Raw genomic sequence first — 17,815 nt, 5'->3', positions numbered from 1 at the left:
GTCCAATGCCGTTGCCGATGAGTGTCCAGTTGACTGGCTTTTCGTACCATGTCCCTCCTATCTGTCTTTTTCACTTCCGCCGAAGCCCGAACCGAAGTAGGTTGCGCCGAGAGTGGAGGAGAACATCAGGCCATGGAAGGAGCGCATGAACCAGAGTGAGGATACTGACGAGCAACTTCTGACCATCGGCGACGTTCCTCGTAACGCGCCCTGCCCCTGCAACAGCGGGAAGCGGTACAAGCATTGCCACGGCGACCTCCGACTTTTGGACGCGCTGGAAGAAGGGCAAAGGCGCGCAGAGCTTCAGGAGTTTCAGAGGACTCGCCAGCAGGGCCTCGGGAGACCAATCGTGTCGACCGAGATCGACGGGGTGCGGTTCGTTTCGATAGGCCAGCGCACCGCGTACGGCAAGTGGCGCGTTTTCAGCGATTTCCTTCTGTTCCACCTCAAGAACACCCTAGGACTTTCATGGGGACAAGCGGAACAAGCCAAGCTCCCCCATGAGCGACACCCGTTGATGGAATGGTGCGGAGCGCTCCAGGACGTCATGGAGCGCCATACGACCAATCATGACGACGTCAACACCATGCCGGGCTACGGCGCGGTGAAAGGCGTGCTGGGTCTGGCCTACGACCTGTACCTCATCGAGCACCACCTCACTTCGGCGCGCGATACCGCCGCGTTTGCGAGGCTCCTCGATCGACTACGGAAACAAGATCAGTTCTTCGGCGCCAGGCACGAGGCACGCGCTGCCGGCATGATGCTGCGGGCTGGCTTCGATCTTGAGTGGGAAGATGAATCGTTAGGGGCACCTGGAGGGCACGGAGAGTTCACGGCGACCTATCCGGGAACTGGTCGATCCTTCTGGGTGGAGTGCAAGATGCGTCAAGGGGAAGGCGAAAGTCGACCCAGATTCACGCCGCGCCTTACCGAAGCGCTGAGGAAGAAAACGGACCTTGAGCGGATCGTCTTCGTCGAGCTCAATGCGGCCGGCTATCCAATGGAAGACGGCCGGGGCGGCTGGCCCGCCTACGCCCTCAACCAACTGCGGGTACTGGAGACACAGCCCGAATCCGCGACGCTTCCTCCTGCGATCATCATTTTTTCAAACTTCCCAGAGCATCGACGACTCCACGAACTGCAAGCGGGCGTCGCCGGCATGGTGATGGAGGGTTTCAAACGCGACGGTTACGAAACAGGCGCAACCATCACCCTCGATGAAGCCATCCGGCGGCGCCAAGAAGACCCGGAGCTCGAAGCGCTCTGGCAATCACTGCAAGAGCACTCCTCGATACCTACCACTTTCGATGGTTCGATTTTTGGCATTGACGAGGGGCGATTGCTGATCGGTGAGCAGTACCGGATGGATGACGGACATATTGGAATTCTGATGTCCGCCGTTGTCGTCGAGCAGTTGAAGAAGGCCGCCTGCGTCATGCAGCGGGATGACGGAGTTCAGGCGATTTATCAAATCGCTCTCTCCGAGGATGAATTGACCGCCTGGCGCCAGCACCCCGAGACGTTCTTCGGTCAGTTGAACCGCAACGAGCGGCCTAGGCGTGCCGAGAACGTATTGGCTGTGTACGACATGCTTCAGGACACCTACTCCCAATCAACTCGTGAGCACCTTCTCGAATTTATGAAAGGAGCGCCTGACTACGAGCGGCTGCTAGGCCTCTCGCAGCCGGAGCTGGTCGAGGAGTACGCGACCGGGATGGCCGCACGGATAGCGCACGCGCAGGGGCCTCAACGAGTCCCCGAGTGGCAGACACGACTCCGCAAGCGGCGGCGTCCCTCTAAGGACAGCTAGATAGGCCGCACCCCTTTCCTCTCCAAGACCAGAAGTCGTCAGAGTCATCTGACTACCGCAGCGCATCACTGTAGGTGTCGTAGACGCTCGTGGTGCCGCACCGTGCTAACGGCGGCTATCGGCCAACAGTTGCCACAGAGCGGCTGGTTCAGTTTGGCGGTTGATCTGCATCCGGGCGATCAACCTGCGCATCGCTACTGAACCGGGCGCCAAAAGCAAAATGAGCCACCCTGGGGCCACTGCGTACGCACGGAAGCGGTGGTCAGCAGGATGTTGCCGTGCGCGCAATCCTTGGCGATTGTGCTGCTGCGGTGGGAGGTCGGCGCTTGCCAGGTCCACCCCTTCTCGATGTATCCGCACTGCGCTTGCTTGGCCGGGTGTTTGTACTTGTTGCCCATTCCCACGGAGATCGCCAGCCATGCCGGGGACGCGGCTGCGGGAATCTTGCCCGCTGTCACTTTGCCGCCGTGATGCGAGGCCGACAGACCGCTGAATGAATACGCAGGCGACCAGCCGGGCTTCGAGAACGGGAGATGTGAGTAGTCGGCATCGCCGGGCAGCAAGATGGCACGGCGTGGCTCACGGCCGTTGAGTTGGTCAGCAACCACCGCGACCAACCCATGATTGTTGCGGTTGCCGGGCTTACCGCCACTCACCGGCGTCACCATCAACCGGTGGTTGGACATCACGAACGTCGGCGAAGGCCATCGGTACAGATTTCCCTTGCGCGCCAAGGCCAGCGCGAAGCGCCAGTGCATTGGCGATAATTTGACACCGCCCCAGTGCTTGCCAACCCCGGGCACCACCCACGGTCGCTCCAATGCGGCTACGTTCCATTTGATCACACAGCGCTTGGGAGTGCCCGCCCACTTGATGGTGTTCAGTGCCAAGCCCCAATGGTCCCAATCCCAATGCGTCAACAACACCGGAGTTTTCAACCCGGTGACGTCAGGCCGACAGTTGGGTTGGCCTGCACGATTGAAATTCGTCGGCCATCCCAGGTCCACGAACAGCAGCGGATGATCGCCACCGCCCCGCGCGCACACTGCCGCCAACGCGCCCTGCCCCACATCGACGACCACGACATCGGGAACCTCAACTGGTAGGTCAATCTCCCGAAACAGCCGACGCAGGACGTCCAAATTCGTTTCCTCACCGCGCGGCATGACCACCAGCGCGTCCAGCCGTCGTGCCTGAGTGCGATCCACGCGACGGATCTCGGTAATGAATACCTCTCTATCATCTTCTGGAACGCCAATTACCCGTGCCGGAACGCCGCCGTGCTCCTGCAGGGTGATCTCATACCACGCAGTACCGCTGATAAGCGGCCTGAGCCTGAAACGGCGCCTCACCGATTCACCATCGATGGCGATCAGGACTACCGGGTAGTGCACGTCGAGTACTTCCTCGTCCGTGCCCTCACTCGGCACCAAACCCCGTTTGACCGCCTCGGTCGCGACGAATGCATCAAACACCCATTCGTCAGATTCTCTTCCGCCGCTGGGGCTCACAGAGGACTGATCGATCTGAGCAAACAACGTGATGGCTTCCATGCGTTGCCCTCCTTGGGCCTATCCAACGACGCGTACCTGAGCTAGCGCATACCGTATCGGCAGGTGAAGCAGGATCTTGAGGCTGCAGCAGGTAGACCGGGCAGCCGATCACGCAACCACAGCGGCAGCGTCCTGAGGCGGTCCAGCTTGCGCTGCATATCGCAGCAAGCGTCCCAGCACCGGGCGTTGACGCCGCAGCACGCGCTGCATGCGTTTGAAACGGCGCGAATGCGCATACCGGCCCGCCTTGCGGCTCAAGCCCGGGCCCTGTCGTGCGTAGCTCTGCCGCGGCGTGATGCCGTGACACTTGGCCAGCATCACCAGCTTCTTGCGTGCCACCTCCAGCAGACGACTGTCGGTCGGATAGGCGATCGCTTTTTCCTGCATCGTGGTATCCACGATAACCCGCGACAGCTCGCGCCCGTCCACCGCCTTCATCGCGTGTGCCGCATTGATCGTTTGCACCAGCACCTCTTCCATCCCTGCCCCGCCCAGGCGCTGGCGCCAGCGCGTCAGCGCGTCAGCGAACTGGCATCGCACGGCAGGCACTTCTGGAACACGACCTCGCCAGTGAAGAACTGCCAGTACGGGTTCTCCAGCCAACGCGCACACCGCTTCGTCGGACAGGTCGTAGGCGTGCTTGAGGTACAACAAGCCAGTCATCAACCGCACTGGCGAGGCCGGACGACCGCCGTCGGCGGGAGTGGCCGGCAAGTGCGGCGACATCGCCTTGTCCAACGCAGCCCACGGCATCCGTTGGTTCCATTGCGCCAGCGGATGTCGCAGATCGATCTGGTTTTCCAGGCGCGAACGAAACAGCTCGTCGGCGGATCGGTACTCGGCAGCAGGGCGGCGTGTACGCATGAGCGTAAATTGCCAGAAACCCGTCGGGGGCCTAGCGAAAACTGTCAGTTCTGGCACGCCTGTATTGCCGGTAAAGCCTTGTCACTGGGTTAGCGGGGTTTCTCATGGGCGACTAATTCAGGGGTACTGCTCCAAAACTTCTTCAGCCGCGTCGATCTGAAGAACGTCATCAATAGAAACGCCCTTCCACCGGGTATCGCCAACAATGATTTTTATCAAATGGGGGACGGCGGATTTCTTGAAACCCATCATAGTGAGCCGAGCTTCCAAAGCCAGAATCAGCTTGTTATCGGCCGCCTCTGCATAATTACTCCACCAAGCAGTCGCGACAATCAAAGCACGCAAGCCCGGCCCAATGAAACCCTGCGAAAGGAATTCCTCACATCCATCCGCCCATTGATCCAAGCCGCCAAGCGAGATCGCACCACTCGCATAGTGATCCTTGGCTATCAATTTGGAAGCCTCACCAAGACGCTTCACTGCGAATACCTTTCCGTCCGCCCTCGCAAGACGCATCAGCACCTCTTCCTTGAACAGCTTTAAAGCCTCAAATTCATATGCGGCACGATAGAGGCTTCGAATTGGCGACTTAACGCCCTCTAACGCGACTGGAAAATCCATCAACCCAGGAATAAACTCGCGCCGGATCTGTTCATGATCCCGCTTTTCAATGTACAGATTACCGAGGTCGACCAGGTAGCTAACGGCATATTCGCCCCATCTATGCAGCCCCGGCGCTCCGCGACTATTAGCATCCCAAGCCCGCTTCTCGACCAGCTCTACCGCGTAGCCATTGAGGAAGGAGACCTGCCAATAACCTGGCGCAACGCGATCATTGCCAGGGTCTTCTGCCAGAGCACCTGAAAAGAACTCAGTGCATCGCGTAGAAGCGTCGGCCCGCTGCAGATCATCGATAGACCGATCACTCAACCGGAAAAAGCTAATTCGCGCATCAAACCCGACCGACGGGTATTCAGCGGAACCATATCGTCTAAATGCAATATAACGAGACGTATCAAGACGGACGTAGAGCGGGATGCCGCGCTTGCGTAAGAAACCAAGCAGATTCAGCTCGGGACACAGCGCCTTAGCCTCCTCGGCCACCTCTCGATATAGCAGAACTTCCTGGACCCATTGATCGGTGGTTGCTGGCTCAGGCATTGCCTCCTTCTCTCGGCCCCATCCAACCGTAACCCTTACCCCTTCGCGATGAATCATGTCCCACTCACAAATATGAATTGCTACGAGTGTAGTCCCATTACGGTGTCGTCTGGGCTCGGCGCGGTCGCAACATCGCAAGCTCATAGCCGCCCTTGGACGTCGTCGAGTTAGCCCGTAGGGGAGCGGCGAGTATACAGCGAGACCCCACACCGTCAGCGCCAAAGCCTTAAGCACCAAGGCTTCGCGGGTCCCTTACATGAACTTGGCAAGTTCGAATTTCCATTGGCAACGTTGGAGTTCTGGGCCTGGGAGCAGAGGATGGCCACTCCCTTCCACGTCGTACAGCACCAACCAGAGCAGCCCCATGCGCACCACTCCTCCCCACGACTACTACCTTCGCCTGAGCGAGGTCATCCGGATCAGCGGCCTCAGCCGCTCGTCGATCTACAACTACATCGCCGCTGGGCTCTTTCCCAAACAGCACTCCATGGGCATCCGCGCCGTTCGCTGGCGCGCCAGTGAGGTCCATGCCTGGATGGAGGAGCGTGCTCGTTCGGTCTAACTTCAACGTTGATTCAACGCCTCGCGATTAAGGCGGCCACTGGCAATTACGCCCCTTATAAACCCTAATACTCCCCCTATCTAGGGGCTACGCATCAAATTGCAATTCCGGATATATATCCAATAAGAACCAGTAGCAGTAGTAGTTATAACACCGGGGCGACGCCCGTCCGCACCAACTCATATCCGGCACTACGCCGGCCACAAGCAACCACTAACTACCAAGGACATTGCAGCCTGGCGCTACGCTGTGGCCGCAATGATGAATTATGCCGTCGATCAACAAATCCAATTCCGCCTCTATCTCCAGCCAGAGCCTGGATACCAAGATGACCTTCATCCTCAAGAAGGAGGTTGAGCACGAGTATATGTCCGACAGCGGACTCCTCCAGCTCCCGAGTCCGGCCGATAAGGCCGACTTGTTTAAGGAGCGCGAACTGAACATTTTGATGAAGAATTTCACCAAGGTCTTCAAGTGCGTCGTCGAGTCCGATACCGCTGCCCTGACTTCCACCCGTCGTCGCGCAGTGCACTGCCCAGCTGCTTATACGCTGACCAAGGTGGGGCGCAATGTCCGCGCTGGTTGTATTCAGTTCCTCAAACAAGGCGATGAGCATCCGGACTGGCTGCTCGATTACGCCGACCATAAGTTCAACCCGTTGATTACGGTAATGCTACACGCCATGAAGCGCTGGGCATCCGCCGTTGTCCACGTACCCAACGACAGCGTCTTCGAGCTGATCGATAACCGCGACAAGACGACCATGACGGCGATCAATCGCCTGCTGGCTTTTATCCGCCGTGTCGGCAAGTCGCGCAAGTTCAAGAACGCTTGGCACGATTACATCCGCCAAGCTGATAGCAACTTCCGCAGCGGCAGCCGGTTCATCAGCAAGTTGTTCTCACACCACACTCGCATGCTGGTGCTGCGTGTGGATCTGTACCTGCGACCCGGCACCTACTTCCCCGGCTTCGAGAATGAAGCCGAAGCGTATGCGGTCAAGTTCCGTCGCAAATTGCGTGATGGTGGAATCGTCCCCGGTTACCTGGGGGCGATCAGCAAGCGGGAGAACGGCGTGCACCGCGGGATGCACTGGCACTGGATGGTCTTTCTGGACGGCCACTGCCACCAGCATACCTCCTACTACAGTCAAGCCATTGGCGAGGCCTGGGTCGAGCTGGTCGGGAATAACCGTGCCAGCTACTTCAACTGCTACAGCCGCCGCCACGAGTACGCATTCAACGGCTTGGGGGTCGTGAATATTGACGACATCGAGAAGCTACTCGGTGTCCGTGCGGCCCTGCATTACATGACCAAGCGTGGTTGCGTCTTGCAAGCCAGCGGCCGCAAGCAGCAGGACTTCCGGCGCAGCAAGCCTCGCCAACGCACTAGGCGGGGCGCCCCGCGTAAAGGCCCGAATGACCTGCAGCACGTACAGCGCGCGCTAGGCGGCGCTCGTAGTCGCTACCCCGCTTGGCTCAAGCGCTGAACCACTCTCTCCACCGCCGCACCCACCTAACCTGGATAAACAAAATGTTCAATCACTTCCGTCCCGCCTGCCCCTTGGATGCCCTTCCGGACCTGCTATACAGCGCCGCCTGCGAGATTGGCCAGCTCACTGAAGCCCCCGCCGAGGTGCTCCTCACGGACGCCATCGCGGCAGCGTCTTTGGCTGTCTGCCTGCGACACGACGTCCGTGGCTTTGATGGGCGCACCATGCCCACCTCGATCTTCACCGCGGCGCTGGCCCGTTCGGGTATTGGCAAAGGCCAGTCCATGGCTCAGTTCTTCAAGTCCTTCAACGAGGACACCAAGAGCAAGCTCAGGCGGGAACTAGCCACGGGTCAGCCCGCACAGACAGACGAGGAGTTGATCCTCGAGGAGGTCACCCTGCCAGCATTGATGGACCGTCTGCATGGCACTGGCAAGAGTTGCTCAATCCAGCTCGAAGAAGGTGAGCGCTTCATCCAGACGATGCTCAAGCTGGGCAACATCCTGACGCAGTTTTGGAGCGGCGATCCGCCGGTCAAACGCCTCGCGAAGGGGCGCAGCCGGATCGCGATGGATGCGCGCCTGTGCATCGGCTTACGGATCCAGCCGCAACTGTTCTACCAGAATCTGCTCAAGGACGGTGGGCGTACATACGAGCAGGGCCTGTGGGCGCGCTTCCTGCTAGCCTGTCACGACAAGGGCCGCTTCCCTACCCCGCAGCAGTCGTTGGCCCTGCGCGATAGTGGCGCCGATCACAACGACCGCCTGCAGGCCGCCCTTAAGGAACTGGTCGACCAGGCGCAGCGGTGCCCAGGTGATAGCCCTCGGGTGGCCGTCGAACTGAGCAAGGACGCAGCCGTGCGAATGCGCATGCTGAAGGAGCAAATCAAGCATTTCTGCCCTGCCCACTACAAGGCGATCGGGCCGTCGGTGTCCCGTGCTTGGGAGAACACGCTGCGCCTGGCGGCCGTATTTCACGTCGTGTGCGGGGAGGCGGGCCAGATCAGCCTGGAGATGGTGGAGCGTGCCTGGACGATCGTGGACTGGTCTCTCACCCAGCACTACATGGTGTTTGTAGAGGCAGTTCGCTCTATTCCCAAGCAGAAGGCGGCCTCAGTGGACAGCGCGCGTGCGCCTCGCAAAGCGACCCGTGCTGAGGATGCCAGGCGGGTTCTGGAATCGGTATGGAGTGCACGCCGGCTGCGCTCCAGCGACGAGTCGTTCTTCGACGAGGTGGAACGCGTCGCTGATCTGCCGCCGTTGCGCTTCCTGCGGGCCGTGGACTGGTTGGTACGCAGGAAGCAGGTCGAGGTCCATGGCGAAGGTCGGCTGCGCCGCGTTCGTTCCCTAGTCGCGCGTCGAACGTACTTGGGATGTGGAAACCTGTAAAAAAAAAGAAGGGAGTTCCGATGCGCCAAGTGGAGAGAGCATTTGCTCTCTCCACTTGGGCAGCTATGCACATCAGAGCGATGGCTGTACCTGCAGCCACTTGCTTCCATCAAGGACGTAGAGTGCCTCCTCCTTCATCGATGGGCAGCAGTCCGGATCGTCAGGACCCGGCGCAAGCAGTGTCACGTATGCCTTGCCATCCTCTACGCGCAGACTCTGCGCTGCAACACCAAGGCCTGCAACCAATGTCGTGCCGACCAGGTGCAGCTGACCACCTTCCTCGCGCTGGAAGGCCGCCAGGTAGCTCCCGGCACCATTGCTGCCGCTCTGGCCTTCCAACGTGTACAGCAGCACCACCTCTGGCTTGCCGTCACCGGTCAAGTCAGCTTCGACGGACTTCCGGGCGTCCTTGTACTCCCTGCCCCCGTCCTGCTTGGCCTGCGTGGCGATCGCAGCGTCGATGACATCTACACTGGGCACGACCCCCGAGGCCGTAGCGGCCGTCGGGGCCGTGCCCGGAGCCGCCGCCACGGACATGGTGGAAGGCGTGATTGGAGCCGAAGGATTACCTCCATTCATCTGGATGTAAGTTCGGTAGGCATCGGTGCTCGTGTGGTAAGCAAGCGACTCCTTCGAGCCATCAGCCATCATGACGACCAAGCTCTTCCCCTGTATTTCGTAACTCGATGGCTCCGTGCCAAGCGCCTCTACTGCACCCTCACCGGCAAACTCAACCGCGTTCTTCTTCCCTGGCCCCTTGGGATATTGATGTGACGCGAAGGCGTACCACTTCGAATCGCCACTGGCGTAGTTGATCTTCATCGCCGTCAGGAATTCCGCGACGCCATCTCCATCGATGTCTAGCGAGGTGACACGCACCGATGACTCATCTACGCGATCCCCGAAGAACTGATGCCCAACCGAAATCCCGGCCTCTCGCGCATCCTGGTCGGTGGCCAGAACGTATGGATTTGCTGCGGCCGCGTCGGTCAATTCTTTCGTCTTCTTGTTGGCACGATTCTCCTTGGCAAGCGCTGTTGCCATGTAAGAGACCTGCCCAAGATCGGTCCTGTCCGCGTAGACCTTGAAGTTGGCGTCCCCGGATTCGACCTGTTCTATCTGATAGCTGATATTCCGCTCGCGGGTATCCGCTTCACTTTTCATGACGATTTTTGCGGCGCAGGCGCGATAACCGGTGTCCTTGTCCACGTCCTGGGTGACGACGCTCTTGAATACCGATGATTTGAGGATTTCTACAGCGTCCTCATCGTTTAGATTGCCTACCATCCCCAGGTAGGCTTCCTGCACATCGCTACTCGCGCAGTCGGCCTGCGAGCCACATCCCGTCAACACAACCGACAGGCCAATTAGGGCAAGGCCCAGTGGGTACTTCTTCATGGTCAAGCTCTCCTTATTCAAGATGGTTTGAGTTGATGGATCTGCACGATTGGCCTCACGCAAGCACGAAGTGCCCGCCCCACGCGCCTCGAAGGCGGTGGTTTGCAATCTCAGTTGAGCGTTGATCCGCGGTCAGTGCCGCGACGCGGAATTGATGGCGTCGCCACCTGACTGCTCCCCCCCTGTTTCGTATTGCTTGCCGCACTGGGCGGCCTCCCTGTTGGCTTGACACCTACCCTCTATTTGCTAGATAGAGTCTGCCACACCGATAGAGGCTTCGTCATGATTCGGGCCATCCCCGCTTTTTCGTTGTCCGGTGCCCGATTCCTCGCCACGCGCCTTGTTTGCTGCTCGCCTTTTGCAGGCGCGGCAGTTGCGTGGCCTGAGCCAGCGCGCGCTGGGGGATCGCATGGGCCTGGGTAAGGACAAGGGCTCGTCGCGGATCAACCGCTACGAGCATCAGGTCACCGCCATCGGCTTCGACAACCTGGGCACGCTGGCGCAGGTGCTGGATGTGCCGGTGGCCTACCTGCTGGCTGACAATGCGGCTATGGCCGATGCCATCCTGGCGCTGTCCCAGGTCGATGAGGGCCAGAGGGATGCGCTGGCCACATTGATACCTGCGCTGGTCCAGGATCCCGCCCTGCTATCCAAGCTGCTGAAGTTGCTACAGCTACCCAAGCGGGAGCAGCCCAAGGCGTTAAAGGTGCTGGCTGAAAAGGACTGACGCGCGCGAGGGACGAATTCACGCAGCTACGCGCCCGGCCCCCATGGGCCGGGCGTTATGCCATCTCTGACCGTGGGCCGTCAGACCCATCCCCGGGCAGCCATCGATATCGCCTCGCTGGCGGTGACCACGAAATGATCCAGCAGGCGAACGTCGACCAGCTCCAGGGATGCCTTCAGCCGCGCCGTCAGCGCGCGGTCGGCCGCAGAGGGCTCGGTGTTGCCACTGGGATGGTTGTGGGCCAGTAACACCGCTGATGCGTTCAGCGCCAGCGCCCGCTGTACCACGACGCGCGGGTGTACTTCCGCCCCATCCACCGTGCCGGAGAACAAGCGCTCCACTGCTATCAGCCGATGTCGGGTATTGAGGAAGGCGGCCTCGAAGTGCTCGCGCTCCTCGCTGCCCAGCCGTAGCCGGAAGAACGCACTGCAGGTCATCAGGTCACTCAGCAAGCGTCCGGACTGCCCGCCCCGTTGCTCCAGAATGCGCAACGCACGGGCGATGGCCTGGTCCTCCCGTATCCGGACAGCCCCTTCGGACGGAGCTGCCCGGGCAACGGTGACTGTATGCAAGCCTGACCGGACGCGCATCAGGCCACCAGCTTCATCACTTCGTCCCAGGCCCGCTGCTTGAGCTGGGCACCGGGTCCGAACCAGGCCGCGTCGCGGCGATGATCGTCGCTGCGCGCGCGGCGGTGGTGATCGATGAACTCGGTCACGCTGTTGAGCAGGCCCCAGGCCGTACCGCGGCTGGAGGCCATCAGCGCACCACGTCCGCCGCCCTCGTACAGCGAGCGCACATTGGCCATGGCCTGCTCGTTGACCACAGTGGCCTTGCCGTCTGGCCCGGTATAGGTCAGCACCCGGCGCAACAGCCCTTCCACCGAGTCCGGATCCACCGGTCGCTCCACCAGTGCCTTCATCCTGGCCACGAAGCCATCCCAGGACGACACGGTGATGCCCAGTTGGCGCTTCATCACGTCCGGATCGAACTGGCTGCGGTGCGGCACCTTGATGGCTCCGGGGGCGTTGCCCAGTGCGATGGACAGGGTGTTGTTGCAGACCACCCGAACCGAAGTGAACTGCGCCGTGGTAGCCAACGTGCCGTCGCAGGCGGTCGCCAGCAGCAGGTAGCCATTTACCTTGTCCCGTCCTTTCAGCGTCGCGCTCTGTCCAGTCCGGGCCAGCGCCCAGAACTTGCGACCCTCGCGCAGCACCCCGGCCGTTTCCAGTTCGAAGCCGTTGCTGGAGGTCAGGTCCCGATAGAACTCCAGGATCTGGCCCGGCTGCACGACCTGGAAGCGCTTGGACACGACTGACAGGGGCAAACGTGTATCCGAGCGGTAAAGCACCTTTTGTTCCGGGAAGGCATGGATCACGCCAAGGTTGTGGCTACCCGCAACGTAGCGCACCTCCGCCTCCTCTATCTTCCAGTCCATGCCCGCCTGCCGCTTCCATACGTCGATGGGCTGCCGAGGTGCCAGCCGGTTACCCAAGCCGTGCCAGGGCATCTCTCCGGCGTAGGCCATTGCTTCGATCAAGTGCATTTCTGTTTCCTCGTTGTTGACGGCACAAACGCACAAGGCCCGGACGATGCCGGGCCTTGTGCGAGGTACCAGGTGGATCGGATCAGTCGAACGGATCGACCAGGTCGCCACATCTGCTACAGGCCGCGCTCGCTGTGCATTTCATGACCCCAGCAAGAACAGCCGTAGCCACGACCATCACGCAATAGATCAGCTCGACCTTGCTCCTCATGCTCATTGCTCCTGCAAGACGCTACCGGCGCAGCGTCATACGCAAAGCCGGTACCAGCCAGCTTCAAGAAGGTAATATGGGTTTGAGATTTCGTCGAATCGCGAACTTCGAAGGCTCATCAGGCAGCTTCTTGATCGGGCCAGCCTCGGTCACCGGAGTCGCCGCCACGCAGGCTGGCAGTGCAATCGATCCGTCAGAATTTTCCTACTGCAGGTCGAACACCGAACTGGCATCCTAGAAGTACGCTCGGTGGCAGATCGATCTCAGGTCATACGGATGACTGATGTTTAACTCGGTGCGGTTGGACAATGCACGGAATGGCTATGGTAAAGCGCGGATATAGCGTTACATCCGATGGCCACGTGTTATTTCAATTACCGAATTACCTAAAAAAATGAAGTGATCCAATGAATAGTAGCCAAAATCCACAGAAAGGGCGCTTTTACGTCCTCGATCCAGATACCCGCGGTGGCGGCTCTGGAACCGACGTTGAGATCTCCAACGAAGAAGCCCTTCTGACACCGCCACGCCTGATTATTCGACCCGCGGAAGGCGGATTTCCCACGCTGGCGGAAACGCCCGTATTGACTCACGCGCGCAATTCAAAAAGGCGCCCTCGTGATCTGGAAGGCGGATTCAGCGGCTACTGGCTGGTTTCGGAGCGGCTCAAGCGCGTCTTCGAGTCGGTAGATGCCGAGGGTTTTGCATTTGTCCCGTGCGATTACGAATTGCCGGACGGCTCGAAGGGGCCGCAGCACTATCTGTGTGACGTGGTCCGGACCATTTTTGCCATGGACAAACCCAACTCTGAATTTCAGACGCGAATAGTCCGGGACCATACTTCCAATCAAGACGTGGAGGTCATCACTTTCTCCGGAGGCGCGAAACTATCCTTCAAGGAAGAACTGATTGGAAATGCCCATGTCTTCAGGATGGGGGAGGATCCATCCAGCGTAATCTGTGATCGCACGATGTATGAGGCGATACGGAGCGCCGGAATTGGAGTGAAACCTAGCTCCAATGGCCTGTGGTGGAACGACGCCGCCGATTTTTAGTGGCTTGCATTCCCTGTGATATGCCAACTCGGAATTTCGGACAGTGGCCAAGAATGACAAGCCGGTTTTTCAGGGACATCATGTTATTGAGCGGCAAGCATTTCGAAGTAGCGCTCTGCTCCGGAAGCTCTCAAATTTAGGTCTATTCAATCTTGATGGTGACGTCAATCTACTGAACCTCCCGGCTGACAAGCAACTGGCGCTGAAGCTTGACGTCCCCCCTCACAATGGCGGCCCTCTCAGCCAGTATTCCCAGGGCCTGAAACAAGAACTGAATTTTCTCCAGAAGAGCGCTGACGGCCAAGCGGCATTAGCTGGAGATCGAGCCGCAGCTGCACGGGTTTCCAAGGAGGTAGACAAACTCTGCGCCACGCTAAAAGTGGCGATGGTGAACAATGACCTGCTGACCAATACGCCCATCGGGATGACAGCGGAGCAGGCCAACCAGTTCAACAAAGATTTCTTCAAGAAGTTTGCCACCTACCAGCAAACCCACGCGTTGCAAATCGATGAGGCACTCAAGCTGACGGGGGCCGAGGCGCGGTGGCCTGCCGTGCTGAAGTCCGAGTCCAATCTCATCACCAGCATCCATGCTGTCGACCAACCCGGCTTCAAAACCGTCAAGGGCAATGCGGCGCTCGGCAGGCAGCTACTAGGCGATTCGGTCGAACAGGCACAGTCAGGCGGCCGTCTGACACTTTCTGCGCCAGCGAGTGCGCGGGTTACTCAGGCATTTAACAGCAACGCCGCTGCACCGCATTCCGTTCCCTCGGCAGCACCGGTATCCGCTTCCATCGCAGCAGAATCGGACTCGTTAACTGCGCCTCGCTCAGTGCGCGGCTTCGCCACCGCCGAACTTTTAGCCGGTAACCACTCCGCTGGCCAATTGCTGCGCGGCGCCGGCTTGCTCGCTAGCGCGGCTGATACCGCCATCACTGCGCGCCGTGCCGGCGAGCTGTACAGCCAGGACAATCCTCTCGCCGCGCAGTCAGAGCTAACCCACTTCGCCGGCCGCAACGTCGGAGGCTGGGCCGGTGGCGGTACGGCCGCCTATGCCTTGGGCGCCTCAGGCGCCGGCCCAATGGTGTTGGTCGCGGCCGATGCGTACTTCATGAGCAAGGCCGGCGAGAAGCTGGCTGATTTGTACGACAATCGCCAGATCTATCAGCAGAGCGACCGCGACGGCACGCATTGGTCCTTCAACGGCTACGCCTGGTCGCGCCAGGGCAAGGTTGATGGCACTAACGATGGCGTCAGCAATCCTGTCCCTACATCCATCGTCGCGAGCTACGACAAGGCGCGCGAACTGAACTACCTTGCGACCAATGCCGCGGCGGCGCTGGCACTGAAGGACGCACCGAAGCCGGAAGATCCCTGCATCCTGCCGGCCAACGACAGTGACCGTCCTAGCCTTTCACCGGCGAACTGGAAGCGAGACCCCACCGACGGCCAATGGCATCGCCTGGCCAAGATCGGTGTGTCCGGGGAGAACAACCGCGGCATTTACTCAGAGGAAACGGCATTGCCACCCCGCGTGGCGGAACTGGAGGCCGAGGTTGCGGCTATCGTTGCGCGCAATCTCGCCAACAGCCCTGGGGCCATCGCCACGCGCTATGAGCTGGCCTATCACCGCAGCGGCTGGGCGGCAGAGGGTTGGCCGATGTCGGAGGCGGTGAAGGCAGCACTGCCCAATCCGGATGCATTGACCGCCTCCGATGGCAAGCAGTACCGCTGTGATGCCGATGGTCAGTGGACCCACAACGGCGTCCCGGCAGATAGCAATCACGCATTGGAGCTGAATACCGCCCGCGCGTTGCTGCAGCCCGCGATGGTCGAGCATGCCCAGGCCATTGCCGCATCTCCCCAGTCACCTCCGTCGCCACAAGACCTGCAACGGGAGGAGACGCTCTATCGCTACCGTATCGTCGGAACGGAGTTGAAGCCCGACTGGCGCGAGGCGATCGAGCTGGCGACCCAGCGAACGCGGGAGTCGCAAGGGCTCTCCAGTGGCGGCTCACTGAAGCTGCAGCACGGCCCGGGCGGGGCCTTCGGCGCTGACAGTCCGATCGCACATTTCCAGCGCGGCGCCGATGGGGTGGATCGCATCGTGGCCGTCACCAGCACCGAGGATATCCGGCAGGCGCTACAAGAGGTGCGGGCGCACCAGGCTGCAGCGCCCTCTGCCGAACTGCCGACGCCGCGGCCGGCGCCTCTCGCAAGGGCCACCGACGGGTCTAGCGACACGGAGGGGACCGCCTCCAACCCCTCTTCCAATCCGCAGCATGCGCTCGACATGCAGGCGCGGACCCAGGCGGCCAGCGCCGCGCAGCAACGCCTGGAGCGCGAACAGCAGGAGCGCCAGATCCAAGAGCAGCAGGCCGGACAGGCGCGCGAGCATGCGCTGGCGCAGGCGTCCCACGAGGAACAAGCGCATGCGGCCCAGGCGCTGGAGGCACATGCCACGCTCGATCACCAAAGCCAGGACCTGCAGCAGCGCGAACAGCAAGAACGCCAGACCCACGAAATCCAGCAGCGCACGCGGGAGCAGCGCCAGGCACAGGAAGCCCATCAGCGCGAGCATGAGCAGCGTCAGGCCCAGGAGACGCAACAGCGCGAACGGGGGCAGCGCCAGGCCGAGACGGACCAACAGCTTGAGCAGGAACAGCGCCCCACCCAGGATGCGGTGCCGCGCGAGCAGGAACAACGCCAGGCCGAGGATGCCGCGCCGTCAGCGCAGGAGCAGCGACGGGCCCAGAAAGCCTTTCCGCACGGGCCGGAGCGGCGCCAGGCCGATGACGTGCTGCCATCCGGACAGGAACAGCGACACGTCCAGAACGTCCGGCCGCGCACCCAGGCGCCATCTGGCACACAGGAACGCTACGCGCAAGTCACCGGCGAGCAGCTGGTGCCGTCTCGGCAACCCCAGGAGGCCGAGGCGTTTCCGCAAGCGACACAGGAACACCAGGCGCATGACGGCCGCGCACAACAAGATGTGGAGCGTCCGGCAGTGCCAGCGAGCGCGCACGCACCAGCTACGCAAACCACCGATGCGCAGGCACCGCCTGCTCCACACTTGCCGAGCGCGCAAGCGTCGGCCGTGCGCGAGGACGCGTTACTGCAACGGCGCGAAGCATCTCTGGAAGCGCCAGTGCAGGAGCGACACGCTCAGGTCACGGATGCGTCGTTGGACGCGCCGGTGGCCATGTCGCTCGCTGCGGGGCGCACCGAGGACCAGCGCACACCGACGCCCTCGATGTCCCCATGGGGCCCACCAGTGGCCGACCATAGACTGGCGCCCGCGCCCGTCTCGGGAACGCACGGTGCCGACCGCGCAAGCGGCGGTATCGAAGGCGACGAAACCGCCCGCGAGCAGCGCCACGATGCGCCGGCGGATGGGCAGGACGCCCGCACCGCTCCTGCGCCGCAGAGAGCCGAAACCTGGGAGGAGACGCTGCAAACGATGCGTGCGCTCCGGATACAGCTCGAAAAAGATCTCCAGCAGGAAGAACGCCTGAAGCAGGAAAGGCAGCAGCGGCGAGAGCGCGGAGACGATCGTCCCCTCGCAGAGTTTGATGTCCGCCATCAGCAGGATGCGTACGCGCTTGCACCAACCGAGCGCGCGGCGTTCGAGCCACAGCCCGCAACGGCACGGCGCGATGCCGCTTCTGCCGTGGAGCAAAGGCCCGGCGAGCCGGACGATTCCCAGTTGCCCCAGCGCAAGGAGATCACTGGCGACCGCGACGTGGACGATCTACTGCACGCCATCGATTCCAAGAACGACGCGGCCATCGAGCAGGCCTTGAACCGGATCTCCAACAGCCCCCTCACCCATGCCCTGCTGCAACAGGGGCATGAGCATCTGGAGGCCAAGGCCTTGCAGGAAGCGACGGAGCAGGTCACGGCGATGCAGTCGCTGGGATTGGATACGTCGGCCGAGGTGCAGACCAGCCGTGGCCCGGTGATGGTGATGACCCTGCCACAGTTCGCCAGCGGGCCGATGATGCAAGGTGGCGCACCGGGAGGGGGCGGTGGCGGCGGTGATGGAGGG

12 protein-coding genes and 1 pseudogene are annotated in these 17,815 nt (G+C 61.0%); 7 read left to right on the top strand and 6 right to left on the bottom strand.

Annotated features, from left to right (window positions below):
- The first annotated feature begins 145 nt into the window (after positions 1-145).
- Positions 146-1,810 carry an SEC-C domain-containing protein gene (locus ACP93_RS14650; protein ID WP_082143498.1) on the top strand — a complete coding sequence of 555 codons (1,665 nt, stop codon included), beginning with the start codon at positions 146-148 and terminating at the stop codon, positions 1,808-1,810.
- Between the two features lie 194 nt (positions 1,811-2,004).
- Here the strand turns inward: ACP93_RS14650 and ACP93_RS21865 are convergent, their stop codons facing one another.
- The 3 genes and pseudogenes from ACP93_RS21865 to ACP93_RS21860 form a co-directional block, all read right to left on the bottom strand.
- The gene (locus tag ACP93_RS21865) at positions 2,005-3,363 is read right to left on the bottom strand and encodes a ComEC/Rec2 family competence protein (RefSeq protein WP_131721654.1); all 1,359 of its coding nucleotides are present in this window, start codon (positions 3,361-3,363) and stop codon (positions 2,005-2,007) included.
- Between the two features lie 134 nt (positions 3,364-3,497).
- Positions 3,498-4,227, bottom strand: a pseudogene (locus ACP93_RS22345) (IS5 family transposase); the annotation flags it as partial.
- 117 nt (positions 4,228-4,344) lie between these two features.
- Positions 4,345-5,388, bottom strand: a complete 1,044-nt coding sequence (locus ACP93_RS21860; RefSeq protein ID WP_131721653.1) for a hypothetical protein — start codon at positions 5,386-5,388, stop codon at positions 4,345-4,347.
- A 364-nt stretch (positions 5,389-5,752) separates the two neighbouring features.
- Between ACP93_RS21860 and ACP93_RS14625 the strand changes: the two genes are divergently transcribed.
- The 3 genes from ACP93_RS14625 to ACP93_RS14615 all read left to right on the top strand — a co-directional run bounded on the left by ACP93_RS14625 (position 5,753) and on the right by ACP93_RS14615 (position 8,830).
- A complete protein-coding gene (locus tag ACP93_RS14625) occupies positions 5,753-5,950 on the top strand; it encodes a helix-turn-helix transcriptional regulator (protein ID WP_048491409.1) in 198 nt (65 codons plus the stop codon).
- A gap of 268 nt (positions 5,951-6,218) precedes the next feature.
- On the top strand, positions 6,219-7,439 hold the full coding sequence (locus ACP93_RS14620) for a YagK/YfjJ domain-containing protein (RefSeq protein ID WP_048491408.1): 1,221 nt from the start codon (positions 6,219-6,221) through the stop codon (positions 7,437-7,439).
- Positions 7,440-7,483: 44 nt separating this feature from the next.
- A complete protein-coding gene (locus ACP93_RS14615; RefSeq protein ID WP_082143490.1) occupies positions 7,484-8,830 on the top strand; it encodes a DUF3987 domain-containing protein in 1,347 nt (448 codons plus the stop codon).
- Positions 8,831-8,902: 72 nt separating this feature from the next.
- On the opposite strand, the gene ACP93_RS22340 is transcribed toward ACP93_RS14615, so the two are convergent.
- Entirely contained in the window at positions 8,903-10,228 is a 1,326-nt protein-coding gene (locus ACP93_RS22340; protein WP_228136054.1) for a hypothetical protein, read from the bottom strand.
- Between the two features lie 340 nt (positions 10,229-10,568).
- Between ACP93_RS22340 and ACP93_RS14605 the strand changes: the two genes are divergently transcribed.
- Entirely contained in the window at positions 10,569-10,955 is a 387-nt protein-coding gene (locus tag ACP93_RS14605; RefSeq protein WP_048491406.1) for a helix-turn-helix domain-containing protein, read from the top strand.
- Between the two features lie 80 nt (positions 10,956-11,035).
- Here the strand turns inward: ACP93_RS14605 and ACP93_RS14600 are convergent, their stop codons facing one another.
- Both ACP93_RS14600 and ACP93_RS14595 read right to left on the bottom strand, forming a co-directional pair.
- Positions 11,036-11,545 carry a JAB domain-containing protein gene (locus tag ACP93_RS14600; protein ID WP_048491405.1) on the bottom strand — a complete coding sequence of 170 codons (510 nt, stop codon included), beginning with the start codon at positions 11,543-11,545 and terminating at the stop codon, positions 11,036-11,038.
- Positions 11,545-12,501, bottom strand: a complete 957-nt coding sequence (locus ACP93_RS14595) for a DUF932 domain-containing protein (RefSeq protein ID WP_048491404.1) — start codon at positions 12,499-12,501, stop codon at positions 11,545-11,547. Before ACP93_RS14595 ends, ACP93_RS14600 begins: the two co-directional genes overlap by 1 nt.
- Before the next feature lie 618 nt (positions 12,502-13,119).
- On the opposite strand from ACP93_RS14595, the gene ACP93_RS21255 reads away from it, so the two are divergent.
- Both ACP93_RS21255 and ACP93_RS14590 read left to right on the top strand, forming a co-directional pair.
- Positions 13,120-13,767 (top strand): DUF1629 domain-containing protein, encoded by a 648-nt coding sequence (locus tag ACP93_RS21255; protein WP_082143489.1) that lies wholly within the window; start codon positions 13,120-13,122, stop codon positions 13,765-13,767.
- A gap of 43 nt (positions 13,768-13,810) precedes the next feature.
- A partial coding sequence (locus ACP93_RS14590) for an AHH domain-containing protein (RefSeq protein WP_082143497.1) occupies positions 13,811-17,815 on the top strand: 4,005 nt, incomplete at its 3' end.

Source organism: Xanthomonas sp. NCPPB 1128, assembly GCF_001043115.1.
Taxonomy (GTDB): domain Bacteria; phylum Pseudomonadota; class Gammaproteobacteria; order Xanthomonadales; family Xanthomonadaceae; genus Xanthomonas_A.
Note: the sequence above shows the minus strand (reverse complement) of the source record. Positions and strands in the feature narration are given on the sequence as shown.